The sequence below is a fragment of the Variovorax saccharolyticus genome (assembly GCF_030316765.1).
Classification (GTDB): Bacteria; Pseudomonadota; Gammaproteobacteria; order Burkholderiales; family Burkholderiaceae_C; genus Variovorax; species Variovorax saccharolyticus.
The window spans coordinates 42,566-56,568 of sequence record NZ_JASZYT010000013.1 but is presented as its reverse complement, the minus strand read 5'-3'; the positions used below and the strand labels follow the sequence as shown (position 1 = coordinate 56,568).

The 14,003-nt window shown below is 70.4% G+C and carries 17 protein-coding genes; 8 read left to right on the top strand and 9 right to left on the bottom strand.

Annotated features, from left to right (window positions below):
• Positions 1-83 precede the first annotated feature (83 nt).
• Positions 84-497, bottom strand: coding sequence for a hypothetical protein (locus tag QTI45_RS30715; RefSeq protein WP_286657032.1), 414 nt, complete (start codon positions 495-497; stop codon positions 84-86).
• Positions 498-616: 119 nt separating this feature from the next.
• Between QTI45_RS30715 and QTI45_RS30710 the strand changes: the two genes are divergently transcribed.
• The 3 genes from QTI45_RS30710 (at position 617) to QTI45_RS30700 (ending at position 1,978) form a co-directional block, all read left to right on the top strand.
• Positions 617-1,117, top strand: coding sequence for a hypothetical protein (locus QTI45_RS30710; RefSeq protein ID WP_286657031.1), 501 nt, complete (start codon positions 617-619; stop codon positions 1,115-1,117).
• A gap of 30 nt (positions 1,118-1,147) precedes the next feature.
• Positions 1,148-1,357 (top strand): lipoprotein, encoded by a 210-nt coding sequence (locus tag QTI45_RS30705; RefSeq protein WP_286657030.1) that lies wholly within the window; start codon positions 1,148-1,150, stop codon positions 1,355-1,357.
• 108 nt (positions 1,358-1,465) lie between these two features.
• On the top strand, positions 1,466-1,978 hold the full coding sequence (locus tag QTI45_RS30700) for a hypothetical protein (RefSeq protein WP_286657029.1): 513 nt from the start codon (positions 1,466-1,468) through the stop codon (positions 1,976-1,978).
• A gap of 16 nt (positions 1,979-1,994) precedes the next feature.
• On the opposite strand, the gene QTI45_RS30695 is transcribed toward QTI45_RS30700, so the two are convergent.
• The 7 genes from QTI45_RS30695 to QTI45_RS30665 all read right to left on the bottom strand — a co-directional run bounded on the left by QTI45_RS30695 (position 1,995) and on the right by QTI45_RS30665 (position 7,530).
• On the bottom strand, positions 1,995-3,029 hold the full coding sequence (locus QTI45_RS30695) for a serine hydrolase domain-containing protein (protein ID WP_286657028.1): 1,035 nt from the start codon (positions 3,027-3,029) through the stop codon (positions 1,995-1,997).
• Positions 3,026-3,217 carry a type II toxin-antitoxin system antitoxin gene (locus tag QTI45_RS30690; RefSeq protein ID WP_286657027.1) on the bottom strand — a complete coding sequence of 64 codons (192 nt, stop codon included), beginning with the start codon at positions 3,215-3,217 and terminating at the stop codon, positions 3,026-3,028. Before QTI45_RS30690 ends, QTI45_RS30695 begins: the two co-directional genes overlap by 4 nt.
• Positions 3,218-3,241: 24 nt before the next feature.
• On the bottom strand, positions 3,242-4,141 hold the full coding sequence (locus tag QTI45_RS30685; RefSeq protein ID WP_286657026.1) for an SPFH domain-containing protein: 900 nt from the start codon (positions 4,139-4,141) through the stop codon (positions 3,242-3,244).
• A gap of 37 nt (positions 4,142-4,178) precedes the next feature.
• Complete coding sequence (locus QTI45_RS30680; protein WP_286657025.1) at positions 4,179-4,583, bottom strand: bactofilin family protein; 405 nt, start codon at positions 4,581-4,583, stop codon at positions 4,179-4,181.
• A 75-nt stretch (positions 4,584-4,658) separates the two neighbouring features.
• Positions 4,659-5,027 carry a hypothetical protein gene (locus QTI45_RS30675; protein WP_286657024.1) on the bottom strand — a complete coding sequence of 123 codons (369 nt, stop codon included), beginning with the start codon at positions 5,025-5,027 and terminating at the stop codon, positions 4,659-4,661.
• Positions 5,020-5,979, bottom strand: a complete 960-nt coding sequence (locus QTI45_RS30670; RefSeq protein WP_444813328.1) for a M23 family metallopeptidase — start codon at positions 5,977-5,979, stop codon at positions 5,020-5,022. The genes QTI45_RS30675 and QTI45_RS30670 overlap by 8 nt, the downstream gene beginning before the upstream one ends.
• 273 nt (positions 5,980-6,252) lie before the next feature.
• Positions 6,253-7,530 carry an EAL domain-containing response regulator gene (locus QTI45_RS30665; protein WP_286657022.1) on the bottom strand — a complete coding sequence of 426 codons (1,278 nt, stop codon included), beginning with the start codon at positions 7,528-7,530 and terminating at the stop codon, positions 6,253-6,255.
• A gap of 116 nt (positions 7,531-7,646) precedes the next feature.
• Here QTI45_RS30665 and QTI45_RS30660 point away from each other — a divergent pair, with 116 nt between their 5' ends.
• Both QTI45_RS30660 and QTI45_RS30655 read left to right on the top strand, forming a co-directional pair.
• Positions 7,647-7,994, top strand: a complete 348-nt coding sequence (locus QTI45_RS30660; protein ID WP_286657021.1) for a hypothetical protein — start codon at positions 7,647-7,649, stop codon at positions 7,992-7,994.
• A gap of 137 nt (positions 7,995-8,131) precedes the next feature.
• Positions 8,132-8,662: an Rrf2 family transcriptional regulator gene (locus QTI45_RS30655; protein WP_286373104.1), complete on the top strand. Its 531-nt coding sequence runs from the start codon at positions 8,132-8,134 to the stop codon at positions 8,660-8,662.
• A 43-nt stretch (positions 8,663-8,705) separates the two neighbouring features.
• Here QTI45_RS30655 and QTI45_RS30650 read toward each other — a convergent pair whose 3' ends face one another.
• Positions 8,706-8,894: a DUF2970 domain-containing protein gene (locus QTI45_RS30650; RefSeq protein ID WP_286657020.1), complete on the bottom strand. Its 189-nt coding sequence runs from the start codon at positions 8,892-8,894 to the stop codon at positions 8,706-8,708.
• A gap of 103 nt (positions 8,895-8,997) precedes the next feature.
• Between QTI45_RS30650 and QTI45_RS30645 the strand changes: the two genes are divergently transcribed.
• From QTI45_RS30645 to QTI45_RS30635, 3 genes are all read left to right on the top strand, one after another.
• Positions 8,998-11,439 (top strand): DUF4118 domain-containing protein, encoded by a 2,442-nt coding sequence (locus tag QTI45_RS30645; RefSeq protein WP_286657019.1) that lies wholly within the window; start codon positions 8,998-9,000, stop codon positions 11,437-11,439.
• Between the two features lie 19 nt (positions 11,440-11,458).
• Positions 11,459-12,151, top strand: coding sequence for a two-component system response regulator KdpE (gene kdpE / locus QTI45_RS30640; RefSeq protein WP_286657018.1), 693 nt, complete (start codon positions 11,459-11,461; stop codon positions 12,149-12,151).
• Between the two features lie 102 nt (positions 12,152-12,253).
• Positions 12,254-13,999 carry a SulP family inorganic anion transporter gene (locus tag QTI45_RS30635; RefSeq protein ID WP_286657017.1) on the top strand — a complete coding sequence of 582 codons (1,746 nt, stop codon included), beginning with the start codon at positions 12,254-12,256 and terminating at the stop codon, positions 13,997-13,999.
• The last annotated feature ends 4 nt before the right edge of the window (positions 14,000-14,003 follow it).

Sequence of the window (14,003 nt, the reverse complement as noted above, 5' to 3'; positions counted from 1 at the left end):
GCTGCCCGTCAAGGGGCAGGACGCAGGCGATGCATGAGCGTTCGCGGCGTGGCCGTGACGCAGGTCACGACGGCGCGAACGTGTCAGCTGCGAGGAGGTTTGTCGAGGACGCGAGGCGCGAGCGTCGCCATGGCGAAGAAGGGCTCGGCCAGTTCGGCGGGCGGCAGCGCGTGAAACACCGCCAGGTGCAGCTCGCTGACCAGCGCGGTGCCGTGGCAGGCGCCGCAGGTGCCGCACTTGTGCTGGCTGTCGTGATCGATGCCGGCGGTCTTGGCGTGCTCGACCTTGGCCGGCGATTTGGCCTCGTGGTGATGGGCGGCATGGGCGTCGCCCTGTGCGTGCCCGGCGTGGCCGTGCGGATCGGCAGACGCTGCCGGCACCCCGGTCATCGCAGCGGCGTGCCCGGGCCCGCAAAAGGCCATGGCAACCGCCGCGTACCCCTGGAAGGGCACGGCGATCATCATGATCCAGAGGACGAGCAGGCGAAGCCGATGCATGCGGCGCATTCTAGATGCAGCGCCCAGATGCAGCGCCGCAAGCAGGGTCTTGCGTCGCGGCGTCCTGGTCCGCTGCGGCTCGCCTGACAATCTTCAGCGTTGCACCTCAGGGGATGACCGTGCCAGCTTCTCTCCGTCTTCGGCTTCTTGCCTGCCTGCCGCTGCTGGCCCTCGCGCTGGCGGGCTGCGCGACCGACCCGTCGCGGCTGCCTCTGGGCAGCTCTCGCGCGCAGGCCCTGCAGCAGCTCGGCCAGCCCACCGCCACCTACCCGATGCCCGGCGGCGGCGAGCGGCTGCAGTACTCGCGCCAGCCTTCGGGCTACCAGGTCAACAACGTCGACCTGGACAGCGGGGGGCACGTGGTGGCGATCGTCCAGGCGCTCGACGATCCGGTCTTCAACAGTCCGATCGTGATCGGCAAGTGGCGCGAGGCCGATGTGCTGCGCGCCTACGGCAAGCCCTACCAGGTCACCCGCGTCACCTCTTTCGACGGGCCCGTCTGGAGCTGGCAGTTCATGGACTTGAGCACGCCGCGGCTGTTCTATGTCTTCTTCGACCCGGATGGCGTCGTGGCCCGCTTCTTCGCCGGCGACAACCCCAACATCCTGAACGTCTACTGAGCGCCTGGTGGCGCTACAGTCTGCGTCACCATGAAACGGCTCACATTTCCCATCTTCCTCGCGGCGGCGCTGGCAGGCTGCGGCGCCCCTTCCCATGAAGTCGTCCGCATGAACGACGGCGTGATGCGGGCGACCACCTCGGCCGAGGCCGCCGCCTACTGCCAGAAGGACCGGTCGAGCCTGCGCATGATCGGCAAGGCGCCGGCGGAAACCGGCGTCCTGTTCCGCTGCGAACGCTGAAAGCGCGCTGACCGGAGCGCCCGATCGAAGGCCCGGCTCTTGCTTGCAGGCCTCTGGCGAGGCAAGCTCAGGCATCGCGAGTCCATGACCACCCACGAAGGAGCTCCCATGTTCGGATTGACACCGCTCGGAACCATTCATACGGCCATCAGCTTGGTGGCGCTGGTCGCGGGCTTCGCATCGCTGATCCGCTTCGGCGAGATCGCGGCCCGCCACCCGCTCGGCCGCACTTACGTGTGGGCCACGGTGCTGACCTGCCTGACCGGCTTCGGCATCTTTCAGCGCGGCGGTTTCGGTGCGCCGCACGCGCTGGGCATCCTGACGCTGGCGGTGCTCGCGATCGCGGCTCTGGCCGGGCGCGGAAAGCTCTTCGGACGCGCCTCCCGCGCGATCGAGATGATCGCCTACTCGACCACGCTGTTCTTCCACATGATTCCCGGACTGACCGAGACCTTCACGCGGGTTCCGGTCGGGGCACCGTGGTTCACGGGGCCCGAAGACCCGAGCCTGCAGAAGGCGGTGGGCGTCCTGTTCGTGGTGCTGGTGATCGGCTGCGTGTTGCAGGTGCGCGGACTGGCGAAGCGGTCGCCGGCGCCCCTGCCGGGCGGCGTGGGCGGGTAGCCCGACACCGTCCGGCTCAACGGCCGGTGTCTTCCGACCGCTTCCTGGCCGCGGCGAACAGCCGCGTGCGGACCAGCTGGACCGCCTGGCCCCGGCGCTGGCTCTCGGCCGAGACGGTCGAGCTGACCGCGATCACCAGGTCCAGGGGCGGATAGACCCAGATCAACTGCCCGCCGTAGCCGCTGGCCATGAAACCCCGGCGCGGCGTTTCCGTGCGCAGCACCCACCACATGTAGCCGTAGGGCATCGACACCGGCGGCCCGCCTGCGTTCTGCGGCCGCGTGGCGTCGATGACGAAGGCCTCGGGCACCAGTTGCCTGCCGTCCCAGACGCCCTTCTGCAGGAACAGCTGGCCGAGCCGGGCCATGTCCTCGGTGCGCATCTGCACGCCGCGCCGGTACGAAGGCTCGCGCATCGCCAGGGGCGTCACGAGCGCCTGCCTGGCGTAGTCGGCCAGCGGCATCCCGCAGGCCTTCTCGAGCACGGCCGCCAGCATCGGGACCAAGGCGTTGTCGTAGGCGAAGGTCTGGCCCGGCGCGCTGCCCAGCGGCCGGGCCCAGGCGTCCTGCGGGCGTCCGGCGGGCGCCGTGCCGGCGGCGTCGTCGACCGCGAAGCCCGCGGTCATCGTCAGCAGGTGGCGCAGCGTGATGGCGGCGGCTCGCGGGTCGGGATTCAGGGCGGCCCACTCGGGCATCAACGCGACCACCGGCTGGTCGAGGCTCGCCAGCCGGCCTTGTCCCAGGGCGATGCCGACCAGGGTCGAGAGCGCGCTCTTGGCTGCCGATTGCACATCGTGCAGCGTGTCGGGGTTGCCGTCGCGGTGCCAGGTGTAGACCCGCCGGCCGCCGAGCACGGCCACCACGCTCTTGACGTCCGGGAACTGCTCGGCCATGGCCGCATCCATGCCCTGGAAGGCAGCGGCGTCCAGGGCCTGCTCGGCCGGCGATGGGTCGCGCACCTGCGCCCACCCGTGGAGCGGCGCCAGCAGCGCCGGCAGCATCAGCAGTGCCAGCGAGCCGGTACGGAGCGCTTGTCGTGCGAGGCAGGTCATCGGGTCTCCTTCTTGGGGTCTGCGGCGCCGTGGGCCGGCAGCCGCCCTCTTCTCGCCAAGCCTTCGCGCAGCATGAACTCGACCTGCGCGTTCGCGCTTCGCAGCTCCTGCGCGGCGAGCCGCTCGATCTCGGCCCAGAGCACCGGATCGATGCGCAGCGGAAAGGACTTCTTGCCGGGACTGGCCATCGAAAGAATCTGCCGGCCCGGCGCTCAGGTGTAGAGCGTGCCGGTGTTGATCACGGGTTGGGCGTCGTTGTCCGAGCACAGCACGACCAGCAGGTTGGACACCATTGCGGCCTTGCGCTCGTCGTCGAGCGTCACCAGGTTGCGATCGGACAGGCCCTTGAGCGCGGCCTCGACCATGCCCACCGCACCCGCCACGATCTGGTGCCGCGCGCTGACGATGGCCGTGGCCTGCTGGCGCCGCAGCATCACCTGCGCGATCTCGGGCGCGTAGGCCAGGTGCGTGAGCTTGGCGTCAAGCACCTCGACGCCGGCGCTGGCGAAGCGCTGGTTGAGTTCCGCCTTCAGGGCATCGGCGACCGTGTCGAGTCCGGCGCGCAGGGTGGTTTCGTCCTCGTCGAGATCCTCGCCGCTGTCGTAGGCGTAGAGCGTCGCCAGGTGGCGGATCGCCGCCTCGGCCTGGATGCTGACGAACTTGGTGTAGTCGTCGATCTCGAAGATCGCCTGTGCCGTGTCGTGCACCCGCCAGACTACCGCGGCGCCGATCTCGACCGGATTGCCGCGCTTGTCGTTGACCTTGAGCGGCGGCGTGTTGAGGTTGCGCGCGCGCAGGGAAATCTTCTGGCCGCTCAGCAGAGGGTTGGTCCAGCGCAGCCCTTCGGAACGGTCGGTTCCCTTGTACTCGCCGAACAGCGTGAAGATGATGCCCTCGTTGGGCTTGAGCATGTAGAAGCCCGGAACCAGTACGCCTCCGGCGAGCACCAGCGCCACGCCGACGGCCGGGTACGCCAGATGGCGAGCAATCACCAGTGCGCCGAAGGCGAACAGCAGCAGCGCGGCCAGGACCATCGCATAGCCGCTGATGGACTGGTAGCGGCGTTCGCTGCGGACGACGCGCTGGTGGACGGGGGGCGCTGCTTCGGTCATTCGGTCTCCTCCGGAAAAGTGATATCACTTTAATATCTTATGGAGGCGCAGTCAACGCGTCCTGGTCCGGCGCAGATGCATCGCGCCGGGTCAATTTGCCATCGACGGTCGCACCGGCGTCCATGCGCAGCTGCTGGTAGTCGATGTTGCCCGTGACATGCGCGTTCGCCTGCAGTTCGACGAAGTGGTCTGCCACCACGTCGCCGATGATCTTCCCGTTGATCACGATGTCATGTCCGTGGACGTTGCCCGTGACCGAGCCGCGATCGCTCAGCACCAGCAGCGTCTGGCTGCCGGCCTTGCCTCTGATGTTGCCCTGCACGTGGCCGTCGAGGCGCAGGCCCTCGCTGAACTCGAGGTGGCCGGAGAGCTGCACATCGTGTGCGATCAGGGTCGCGAACTTCGCTTGGCGGATGCCCGCCGATTTCTTCTTGCCGAACATGGACGATTTTCTTCGCTGGGTGATGGGATGGAGGGTGCGGCGCCGCAGCGCGCGGCAGCCGGGCCGGGTGGCGGCTCAGCGCCGCTTCGCCCCCTGCCCGCGCAGGAAGCGCAGTTCGGTGCTGAGGCGGGTGACTTCGGCGGCCGCCTCGTCGGCGGTCTTCTGCAGGGCGCGGCGCGTGGCCTCTTCCTGTGCCAGTGCGAGACGGGTGCGTGCCAGTTCGGCCTGCACGAGGTCTTCGGAAGGCGGTGGCGCCATGCAGGGCGCGGGCGGCGTCGCATCGTGCCGTGCTTGCCAGGCCGCCGCCGCCGCGCCGACCGCCAGGCAGGACGCGCACACGAGGATCCAGCTTGCCGCCCGGGCCGGCCCGGAGCGCACCGGGCGCGGTGCATAGCTGCGCGTCGCGAGTCGGCCCGTGCGGCCGGCGCCGCGCTGCTCAGCCATGGGATTTCGCCGCGAACAGGCTCAGATAGAGCGCCGGATCGATAGCGTCGCCGTTCTCGAGCACCTCGAAGTGCAGATGCGGGCCGGTCGAGCGGCCGGTCGAGCCGACGTCCGCGATGTGCTGCCGCGGCAGCACCAGGTCGCCCTCGCGCACGAGCAGGCGCGAGGCGTGGCCGTAGCGGGTCGCGAGGCGGTTGCCGTGGTCGATCTCGACCACGTTGCCGTAGCCGGGCTTTTGTCCGGAGAAGACCACGCGGCCGCCTGCCGTGGCGAAGATCGGCGTGCCGGTCGGCGCGGCGAAATCGACGCCCGAATGAAAGCTCAGGCGGCGGTCGAAGGGATCGAGGCGGTTGCCGAAGGGCGAGCCGAGGTTGGCCCCGGAGACCGGCATGCGTCCCGGCAATGCGGCCCAGGCGACCGAGTGCGAGACGGCCTCCTGTTCGAGCCGGGTCAGCAGCTCGGTCATGCATTCGAGCTGGCGGCGGGTGCTGTGGACCTCGGTCCCGACGGGCGCCGCCGCGGCGTCGGTGCAGCGTCGCGGCGGCAGCGCCGGGCCGCCCTCGCCGGCGCGGGAGCCTGTGTCCGCGGCGGCGCTCGACGGCGGCCGCGGCGAGGCGGGTTTGGGCGCCTTGAGGCGGGCCTGAAGGCCGCGCAGTTCGCCTACATGTTCTGCCAGGCGCGCGATGCGCGGTTCGATCTGCGCGACCGATGCGTTCAGCTTGCCGAGTTCGTCGACGACGTACTCGCGCTCGACGCCGTTCGACTGGCGGCCCGCGGCTTCGCGTTCGGCCCACTGCATGCCGATGAGGGCGCCGAGCGAGATCGCGACCACCGAAGCCAGCGTCGCGCAGGCCAGCGCGACCGTGACCGCCGTGCGGCGCGTGACGAAGCGAATCGAGCCGTTGCTGAGGTGGAAGTCGCGGCCGAAGGGGAGCAAGGGGCGTATTCGCATGAAAAGAAGGTTCGAGGTCGCAGGCCTGCGCCACCGCCGTGCGCGAGACGGCATCCGGAGGACGGGGTGTTGCTGGACCGGGGGAAGACCAGGTGCGATTCAGGTGTTCGGCCGCCGGGCAGTCCGAGCGGCGCAGCCACCAGGGCGCGATGGCGCCGCGAGTGATCGAGCCGGAATTGTCCCAGCGCGGCCGGGCCTGGCCTATGGGAAATATCTGAAAGAGCCGTCAACGCATCCGAGGCGCAAGGGGGATGGCGGGCTGGGTTGCTGCGTTCAGGATGCCGGCGGCGCCAGCCCGCCACGCCGCGCCGCCCAGGCCTCGAGCCAGCCCCCCACCTGCTCGGCCGGCATCGGTCGGCCGACGAAATAGCCCTGGGCCAGGTCGCAGCCGACCTCCTGCAGCAGCCGCCAGTCGTCCTCGGTCTCCACACCCTCGGCCACCGACTGCATCCCGAGCCCCCTGGCGATCTCGATGCTGCCTTCCAGCAGCGGCCGGGTGACCGGGTTGGAGCGCGCCCCGCGCACGAATCCGCGATCGACCTTCAGTTCGGTGAACGGGATGTCCCGCAACTGGGCCAGCGACGAGTGCCCGGTGCCGAAGTCGTCGATCGACAGGCCGAAGCGCTGCACGCGCAGCCGAACCAGGTTCTCCAGCGGCGTCGCGGAGGGCGCGATCAAGCGGCTTTCGGTGATCTCCAGGATCAGGTCCTCGGGCCGCATCGAGGCCTCGCGCACGATCTCGCCGAAGCGGCTCGCGAAGTCGGGGGCGTCGAGGCTGAGCATCGACACGTTCAGCGCGACCCGCGTGTGCAGGCCGGCGCCTTGCCAGCGGGCGATCTGCGCCAGCGCCTCGCGCAGGATCCATTCCGTCATCCCGACGATCAGGCCGCTGGTTTCGGCCAGCTCGATGAACCGGTTCGGCATCACCAGTCCCTGTTCGGGATGCGCCCAGCGAATGAGGGCCTCGAGGCTGGCGAGCGACCCGTCCCGAAGGCTCACCTTCGGCTGATAGTGCAGGACCCACTGGCCCCGGTCGTGCGCCGTCCGCAGCTCGTCTTCGCTGAATGGCGCTGGTTCGGGCGCCGCGGGCGTCGCAGCGACCGACGGCTCCCAGCCCGCGAGCAGTTCGTCCAGTCGCTCCCGGCTGGCCGGCTTCTGCAGCGCCCCGAGCAAGGCCAGCCGGCCATGTCCGAGCAGCCGCTGCACGGTCTGCAGCACGCGCTCGCCCTCCCCGCTCAACAGGATCACGCCGCCTTCGAATCCCTCGCTGTCGAGGATGCGCAGGAACTCGATGCCGTCCATGCCCGGCATGTTGAGGTCGCAGATCACCACGTCCACCGCGCTGGGGTCGGCGCGCATCAGGCGCAGGGCGGCCTCGGCGCTGGCGGCAGTGCCGATGCGCCGGTAGCCCATGCTGGCCAGGAGCAGGGCCTCGGTGGCGAGCGCGAAAGGATGGTCGTCGACCAGCAGGATGGCGGGGCCCCGGCTGCCGTCGTCGCCGGCGTCGAGGCGTCGGGGCAAGTGGTCGTCAGGATTCGACAGGGTGCTCATGGAGACTCCTGGCTGCGAAAGCTCGCGCAGCATCGGCAGAGACATAGTGTAGGGGGCTCGAATTGGGAGGGGGGCCGAATTCCAGTCTGTCAAGAGACGGTTAAAATCCACCTCACATGCCCCGCTGGCTCTTTCCCGCTGTTCTCGCCTTCGTGCTTTGCTGCCTCGGCTTTGCGGCCGCCGCACAGGTCCACGCGGGTGTCCGCCAGCACGGATGCGACGCCACGTCGCTGAGCCAGACCCAGTGGGTGACGGCCTCTCACGCGGTCGACGCCGGAGCCCCGGCCGAAAGCGGTGACGAGACGCCCGGCAATGACGAGCAGCGTCACGATTGCAGCGAGATCCTGATCGGCCTGCCGGACCCCTTCGTTCCGGTCGCCATGGTGGGGAGCGCAGCGCCACCGCCGCCCGCGCTCGGGGCCTCGCCCTTCCTCGAGCATCCGAAGCGCCCGCCCCGGGCCTAGGCCTTCACGCCCACAAGGCCCGCTGCCGGCGGGAGCCCGTTCTCCCGCACGCCAGCGCTCCGCAGCACGACGTCTTGCACGTCGGCCTGCAACCCCCTCGGCGGCGCCGGATCGCCCCAACACAGAAAGAATCATCGATGCGTCTCACCACCAAAGGCCGCTTCGCAGTCATCGCCATGATCGACGTGGCACTCAACGGCCGCAATGGCCCGGTCAACCTTTCGTCCATCCACCAGCGCCAGCGGATCTCGCTGTCCTACCTGGAGCAACTCTTCGGCAAGCTGCGGCGCCAGGGCCTGGTCGAATCGACCCGCGGCCCGGGCGGCGGCTATTCGCTCGGGCGCAGCGCGACCGAGATCAACGTGGCCGACATCATCCTGTCGATCGACGACGAGGCCGAGCTCAAGTCCAGGCCGCAGCGTCCCGACGCACCGGGCGCGGTGCACCGGTGCACCACCGACGAACTTTGGGATTCGGTGAACCGCCGGGCGGTCGAGTTCCTGCAGTCGGTCAGCCTCCAGAGCCTGGTCGACGAACAGATCAGCAAGGGCATCACGGCGGCACGCAAGATCAGCGTGCCGGTGGTCCCGGGCCGGGTCAAGTCGCCGCCGGTCAATGCGCCGAACTCGGTGTTCGCGATGGGCGCCTTGCTGGCCAAGAGAGGCTGAGCACGCCGGCGAGGCGGCTGCAACGCCCCCTCGCCGGGGACTTTCAGCCGCCGGCCGCGAAGCGTGCCAGCGCGATCAGCCCGGCGACCAGCAGCAGCACGAGCACCAGCGCGATCACGATGGTCGGGATCACGCCGGCTTGGCCGACCCGCTGGTCGGCATCGGCACGCCGGCCGCCCAGGCCGATGAAGCCCCACAGGACGGCGCGCAGGTAGCGAAGGTATTTGGACATGGCCCACTGTGGCGCATCGTCCCGCGCGCGTAAAGAAGCAGTTCGCGCCGATCCGACCGTGGCAGATGTCGCCGAGCCGATGAGATAACCTGCGGGCCCGTTCATGATCGACGACGCCCGCCCCGACCCCGACGCCCTGCTCGCCCAATGGCGCGCCGACCCCGCGCGCGTGCAGCGCGGCAAGCTGCGCATCTACCTCGGCGCCAGCGCCGGGGTCGGCAAGACCTGGGCGATGCTCAGTGCCGCGCAGCGCGAGCACGCGGCCGGGCGCGATCTGATGGTCGGCGTGGTCGAGACCCATGGCCGCAGCGAGACCGCGGCCCTGCTCGCCGGGCTCGGGGTACTGCCCTTGCGCCAGATTTCCCATCGCGGCCGCACGCTCGGCGAACTGGACCTCGATGCCGCCCTGGCGCGCCGGCCGGCGGTGCTGCTGGTCGACGAGCTGGCGCATGCCAATGCGCCGGGCTCGCGCCATGCCAAGCGCTGGCAGGACGTGCAGGAGCTGCAGGCCGCCGGCATCGAGGTCTGGTCGGCGCTCAACGTGCAGCATCTGGAAAGCCTCAACGGCACGGTGGGTGCGATCACCGGCGTGCGGGTGCACGAGACCGTGCCCGACACGGTGTTCGACGAGGCCGAGGAGGTCGTGCTGGTCGATGTCACGCCCGATGAACTGATGGCACGGCTGGCGGCCGGCAAGGTCCATCTGCCGCAGCAGGCCGAGCGGGCGGCGCAGGATTTCTTCCGCAAGGGCAACCTGATCGCGCTGCGCGAGATCGCGCTGCGGCGCACCGCCGAGCATGTGGAGGACGACGTGCGCGGCTGGCGGATCGAGCAGTCCGGACCGCAGGGCGACGCCGGACCACCGGCCTGGAACACCTCGGGCGCCCTCCTCGCGGCCGGGCGCGCCGAACCGCGACGGGGCTGGGCGCGCTGGTGGCCGTCGGCGGGCGTGGTGCGCGAACTCGCTCGCCAGGCGCCGGCGGTCAACCTCGTCGAGGTCGCGCGGGCCGACAGCGAGCAGGCCGAAGAGGCCGACCCGCGCCGGCCGCGCTGGCCCGGCTACGCCTGGGCGGCAGCGGCCGCCTGCGCGATCACGCTGCTGGCCACGCCGCTGGCGGGCGTGCTCGAGCCGAGCAACATCGTGATGCTGTTCCTGCTCGGCGTGGTCGGCGTGGCGATGCGCTTCGGCCGCGGGCCGGCCGCCTTCTCCGCGCTGCTCAACGTGGCGGCCTTCGACTTCTTCTTCGTCTCGCCGCGCCTCTCGCTGGCCGTCAGCGACGTGCAGTACCTGGTGACTTTCGGCGTCATGCTCGGCGTCGGCCTGCTGGTGGGACAGCTGACGGCGGGCCTGCGCTTCGCCGCGGGCGTCTCGACCAGCCGCGAGCGGCGCGCCCGCTCCCTGTTCGAGCTCACGCGCGAGTTGTCCGCGGCGCTCGAGAGCGCGCAGGTGGCCGCCCTCGGCGCGGCCGCGGTGAAGGGTCATTTCGGCGGCAGTGCGCTGGTGCTGCTGGCCGATGCCTCCGACCGGCTGGTCGTGCCCGAGACGGCCCCACCGGGTTTCGATGCCAGCGTGGCCGACTGGTGCTTTCGCCAGGGCCAGCCGGCCGGCCTCGGGACCGCCACGCTGGCAGCGCAAGCCTGGCACTACGTGCCGCTGCGCGCGCCGATGCGCGTGCGTGGCGTGCTGGCGCTCGCGCCGGCCGAGCCGCGCTGGCTGCTGATTCCCGAGCAGGCCCAGCAACTCGACACGCTGGCCCGGCAGATCGCTATCGCGCTGGAACGCGTGCACTACGTCGAGGTGGCGCAGAACGCGGTGGTCGAGATCGAATCGGAACGCCTGCGCAACGCGCTGCTGGGCGCGATCTCGCACGATGTGCGCACACCGCTGACGGCGCTGATCGCGCTGGCCGAGTCCTTGCAAGCCCTTCCCGAGGGGACGCAGGCGCAGCATGCCGCGGCGCGTGCGATCGTCGCGCAGGCTCACCAGCTGCACGCGCTGGTCAGCAACCTGCTGGACATGGCGCGGCTCGAAAGCGGCATCGGCGGCGGGTCGGTCAAGCTGAGGCGCGACTGGCAATCGGTCGAGGAAGTGGTCGGCTCGGCCATCCGGGCGGCGCGGCCGGCGCTCGGCGACCGGGAGGTGCGGGCCCTGCTGCCGGCCGACCTGCCGCTGGTCGAGTTCGATGCGGTGCTGATCGAGCGCGTGCTGGTCAATCTGCTCGAAAACGCCGCCAAGTACGGCGCGGCGCCGATCGAGCTTGCTGCCCATGCCACGGGAAGCGCACTGGTGCTGCGGGTGCGCGACCACGGCCCGGGGCTGCCGGCCGCGCTGCGGGGACGCGAGCAGACGCTGTTCGACAAGTTCACGCGCGGCCAATCCGAATCGGCAACGCCAGGGGTCGGGCTCGGGCTGGCGATCTGCAAGGCGGTGGTCAGCGCCCATGGGGGCGAGATCACGGCCGCGAACGCGCCGGGCGGCGGGGCAGAATTCACGGTCACGCTGCCGCGGCGCGAACCGCCGGACCCGGCCGAAGCGATCGTTTGAACCCTGAACCTGAAGAACCATGCCCACTCCCGTTGCCATCGTGATCGAGGACGAGCCGCAGATCCGCCGTTTCGTGCGCGGAGCGCTCGAAGCCGAAGGCTGGCAGGTGCACGAGGCCGGGACCCTGCGCGACGGCCTCGCCGCCGCCGGCACGCGCCAGCCCGACCTGCTGGTGCTCGACCTCGGGCTGCCCGACGGCGATGGCGTTTCGCTGATCCGCGACGTGCGCGGCTGGTCGGCGGTGCCGATCATCGTGCTGTCGGCGCGCGTCGACGAGGCCGACAAGATCGCCGCGCTGGACGCCGGCGCAGACGACTACCTGACCAAGCCTTTCGGCACCGGCGAGTTGCTGGCGCGGGTGCGCGCCAACCTTCGGCGGCCGCGGGCCGCCGCGGGCGGCGAAGAGCCCGAGCCGGTGTTCCGCTTCGGCGAGATCGAGATCGACCGCGGGGCTCGGCTGGTGCGCCGCGCCGGGACCGAGGTGCACCTGACGCCCACCGAGTACCGGCTGCTGTCGGTGCTGGTGGCCAACGCCGGCAGGGTCCTGACCCAGCGCCAGCTGTTGCGCGAGGTCTGGGGGCCGTCGCATGGCGAGCAAGGCCACTACCTGCGCATCTACATGGGCCACCTGCGGCAGAAGCTCGAGCGCGATCCGGCGCAGCCGAGGCACCTGATCACCGAGATCGCGGTGGGGTACCGGCTCGTGCCCTGAGAGGGCGGAGCCGGCCCGCCGCGCGATTGACGAAGCTCAATGAGCGGTCGCCCGCCGGCGCGCATGCTGGCGATGCATTCCACCCCTGGCCGGAGTTGATCGATGACACAGCAAGCGGAAGAAGCTGCGCGCGCTCCGGTGGCCGACCCTGGCGTGCGCGGCTGGCGCGCCGCCTTTCCGCCGGCGCAGTGGCTGGCCGGCTATCAGCCCCGGTGGCTGGCGAAGGACGCGATCGCGGGCGTGACCCTGGCCGCCTACGGCATCCCCGTGTCGCTCGCCTATGCCTCGCTGGCAGGCCTGCCGCCGCAGTACGGCATCTACGGCTACCTGGTCGGCGGCCTGTTCTATGCGCTGTTCGGCTCGTCGCGCCAACTGGCGATCGGGCCGACCTCCGCGATCTCGATGCTGGTCGGCGTGACGGTCGCCGGCATGGCGCAGGGCGACGCCGAACGCTGGGCCAGCATCGCCGCGCTGACCGCCCTGCTCATCGCGGTCATGTGCGTGCTGGCGTGGCTGCTGCGGCTGAGTTCGCTGGTCAATTTCATCAGCGAGACCATCCTGCTCGGCTTCAAGGCCGGCGCGGCCCTGACGATCGCGCTGACCCAGTTGCCCAAGCTGTTCGGCGTCCAGGGCGGCGGCGAGGGCTTCTTCGAGCGCCTGTTCATCCTCGGCGGCCAGATCCCTGAAACCAATCTCGCGGTACTGAGCTTCGGCCTGGTCGCGCTGGCCCTCCTGCTGCTGGCGGAGAAGTTCCTGCCGGGGCGTCCCGCCGCGCTGTTCGTGGTCGTCGCCTCGATCCTCGTGCTGTCGCTGACCTCCCTCGGCGAACTTGGCTTCAAGGTCGTCGGTGCCCTGCCGCAAGGCCTGCCGGACTTCAAGCTGCCCGGCTTGAGGGCGCGCGACGTGGAAGGCGTGGTGCCGCTCGCCTTCGCCTGCCTGCTGCTGTCCTATGTCGAGAGTGTCTCGGCCGCGCGGGCCCTGGCCGAAGCGCACAAGTACGAGATCGACCCGCGCCAGGAATTCCTGGGCCTGGGTGCGGCCAACCTCGGCGCGGCGCTGTTCCAGGCCTATCCGGTGGCCGGCGGGCTTTCGCAGTCGTCGGTCAACGACAAGGCCGGCGCCAGGACGCCGCTGGCGCTGGTGTTCGCCTCCATCACCATCGGCCTGTGCCTGATGTTCCTGACCGGAGGTTTGAAGAACCTTCCGAACGTGGTCCTCGCCGCCATCGTCCTGGTGGCCGTCAAGGGGCTGGTCGACATCGGCGGCATGAAGCGGCTGTGGCGGGTCAGCCGCTACGAGTTCCTGGTCTCGATGATCGCCTTCGTCGCCGTGCTGCTGCTGGGCATCCTGAACGGCGTGATCGTCGCGGTGCTGGCCTCGCTGGCGTTGCTGATCCGGCGCGTGGCGAACCCGCACGTGGCCCTGCTCGGCCGGATTCCCGGCACCCGCAGCTTCTCCGATATCGAGCGCAACCCCGACAACACGCCGGTGCCGGGCGTGCTGGCCTTCCGTGTCGATGCCGCCTTGCTCTACTTCAACGCCGAGCAGGTGCGCGACGCCGTGCGCGCGATGCAGCGCGCCGCCACTGGACCGCTGAAACTGGTGATCTGCGACCTCTCGACCTCGCCCCAGGTCGACCTGGCGGGCGCCAGGATGCTGACCAAGCTGCAGCAGGAACTGGCGGCGGCGGGCATCCGGATGCGGCTGGTCGCTGCGCATGCCCCGGTGCGCGACATCCTGCGCGCCGAAGGCCTGGAAGAAAGCGTGGGCTATTTCGGGCGCCGGATCTCGGTGGCCGACGCCATCGACGAGTTCGAGGGGCGCGACCCGGCTCGGGCGGGGGGCTGAGGCC

What these genes read in the sequence shown, in the direction of transcription:
- QTI45_RS30715 (WP_286657032.1), bottom strand. Translation starts at nt 497, where the DNA reads ATGCATCGGCTTCGCCTGCTCGTCCTCTGGATCATGATGATCGCCGTG.
- QTI45_RS30705 (WP_286657030.1), top strand. Translation starts at nt 1,148, where the DNA reads ATGAAACGGCTCACATTTCCCATCTTCCTCGCGGCGGCGCTGGCAGGC.
- QTI45_RS30700 (WP_286657029.1), top strand. Translation starts at nt 1,466, where the DNA reads ATGTTCGGATTGACACCGCTCGGAACCATTCATACGGCCATCAGCTTG.
- QTI45_RS30695 (WP_286657028.1), bottom strand. Translation starts at nt 3,029, where the DNA reads ATGACCTGCCTCGCACGACAAGCGCTCCGTACCGGCTCGCTGGCACTG.
- QTI45_RS30690 (WP_286657027.1), bottom strand. Translation starts at nt 3,217, where the DNA reads ATGGCCAGTCCCGGCAAGAAGTCCTTTCCGCTGCGCATCGATCCGGTG.
- QTI45_RS30685 (WP_286657026.1), bottom strand. Translation starts at nt 4,141, where the DNA reads ATGACCGAAGCAGCGCCCCCCGTCCACCAGCGCGTCGTCCGCAGCGAA.
- QTI45_RS30680 (WP_286657025.1), bottom strand. Translation starts at nt 4,583, where the DNA reads ATGTTCGGCAAGAAGAAATCGGCGGGCATCCGCCAAGCGAAGTTCGCG.
- QTI45_RS30675 (WP_286657024.1), bottom strand. Translation starts at nt 5,027, where the DNA reads ATGGCTGAGCAGCGCGGCGCCGGCCGCACGGGCCGACTCGCGACGCGC.
- QTI45_RS30670 (WP_444813328.1), bottom strand. Translation starts at nt 5,979, where the DNA reads ATGCGAATACGCCCCTTGCTCCCCTTCGGCCGCGACTTCCACCTCAGC.
- QTI45_RS30665 (WP_286657022.1), bottom strand. Translation starts at nt 7,530, where the DNA reads ATGAGCACCCTGTCGAATCCTGACGACCACTTGCCCCGACGCCTCGAC.
- QTI45_RS30660 (WP_286657021.1), top strand. Translation starts at nt 7,647, where the DNA reads ATGCCCCGCTGGCTCTTTCCCGCTGTTCTCGCCTTCGTGCTTTGCTGC.
- QTI45_RS30655 (WP_286373104.1), top strand. Translation starts at nt 8,132, where the DNA reads ATGCGTCTCACCACCAAAGGCCGCTTCGCAGTCATCGCCATGATCGAC.
- QTI45_RS30650 (WP_286657020.1), bottom strand. Translation starts at nt 8,894, where the DNA reads ATGTCCAAATACCTTCGCTACCTGCGCGCCGTCCTGTGGGGCTTCATC.
- QTI45_RS30645 (WP_286657019.1), top strand. Translation starts at nt 8,998, where the DNA reads ATGATCGACGACGCCCGCCCCGACCCCGACGCCCTGCTCGCCCAATGG.
- kdpE (WP_286657018.1), top strand. Translation starts at nt 11,459, where the DNA reads ATGCCCACTCCCGTTGCCATCGTGATCGAGGACGAGCCGCAGATCCGC.
- QTI45_RS30635 (WP_286657017.1), top strand. Translation starts at nt 12,254, where the DNA reads ATGACACAGCAAGCGGAAGAAGCTGCGCGCGCTCCGGTGGCCGACCCT.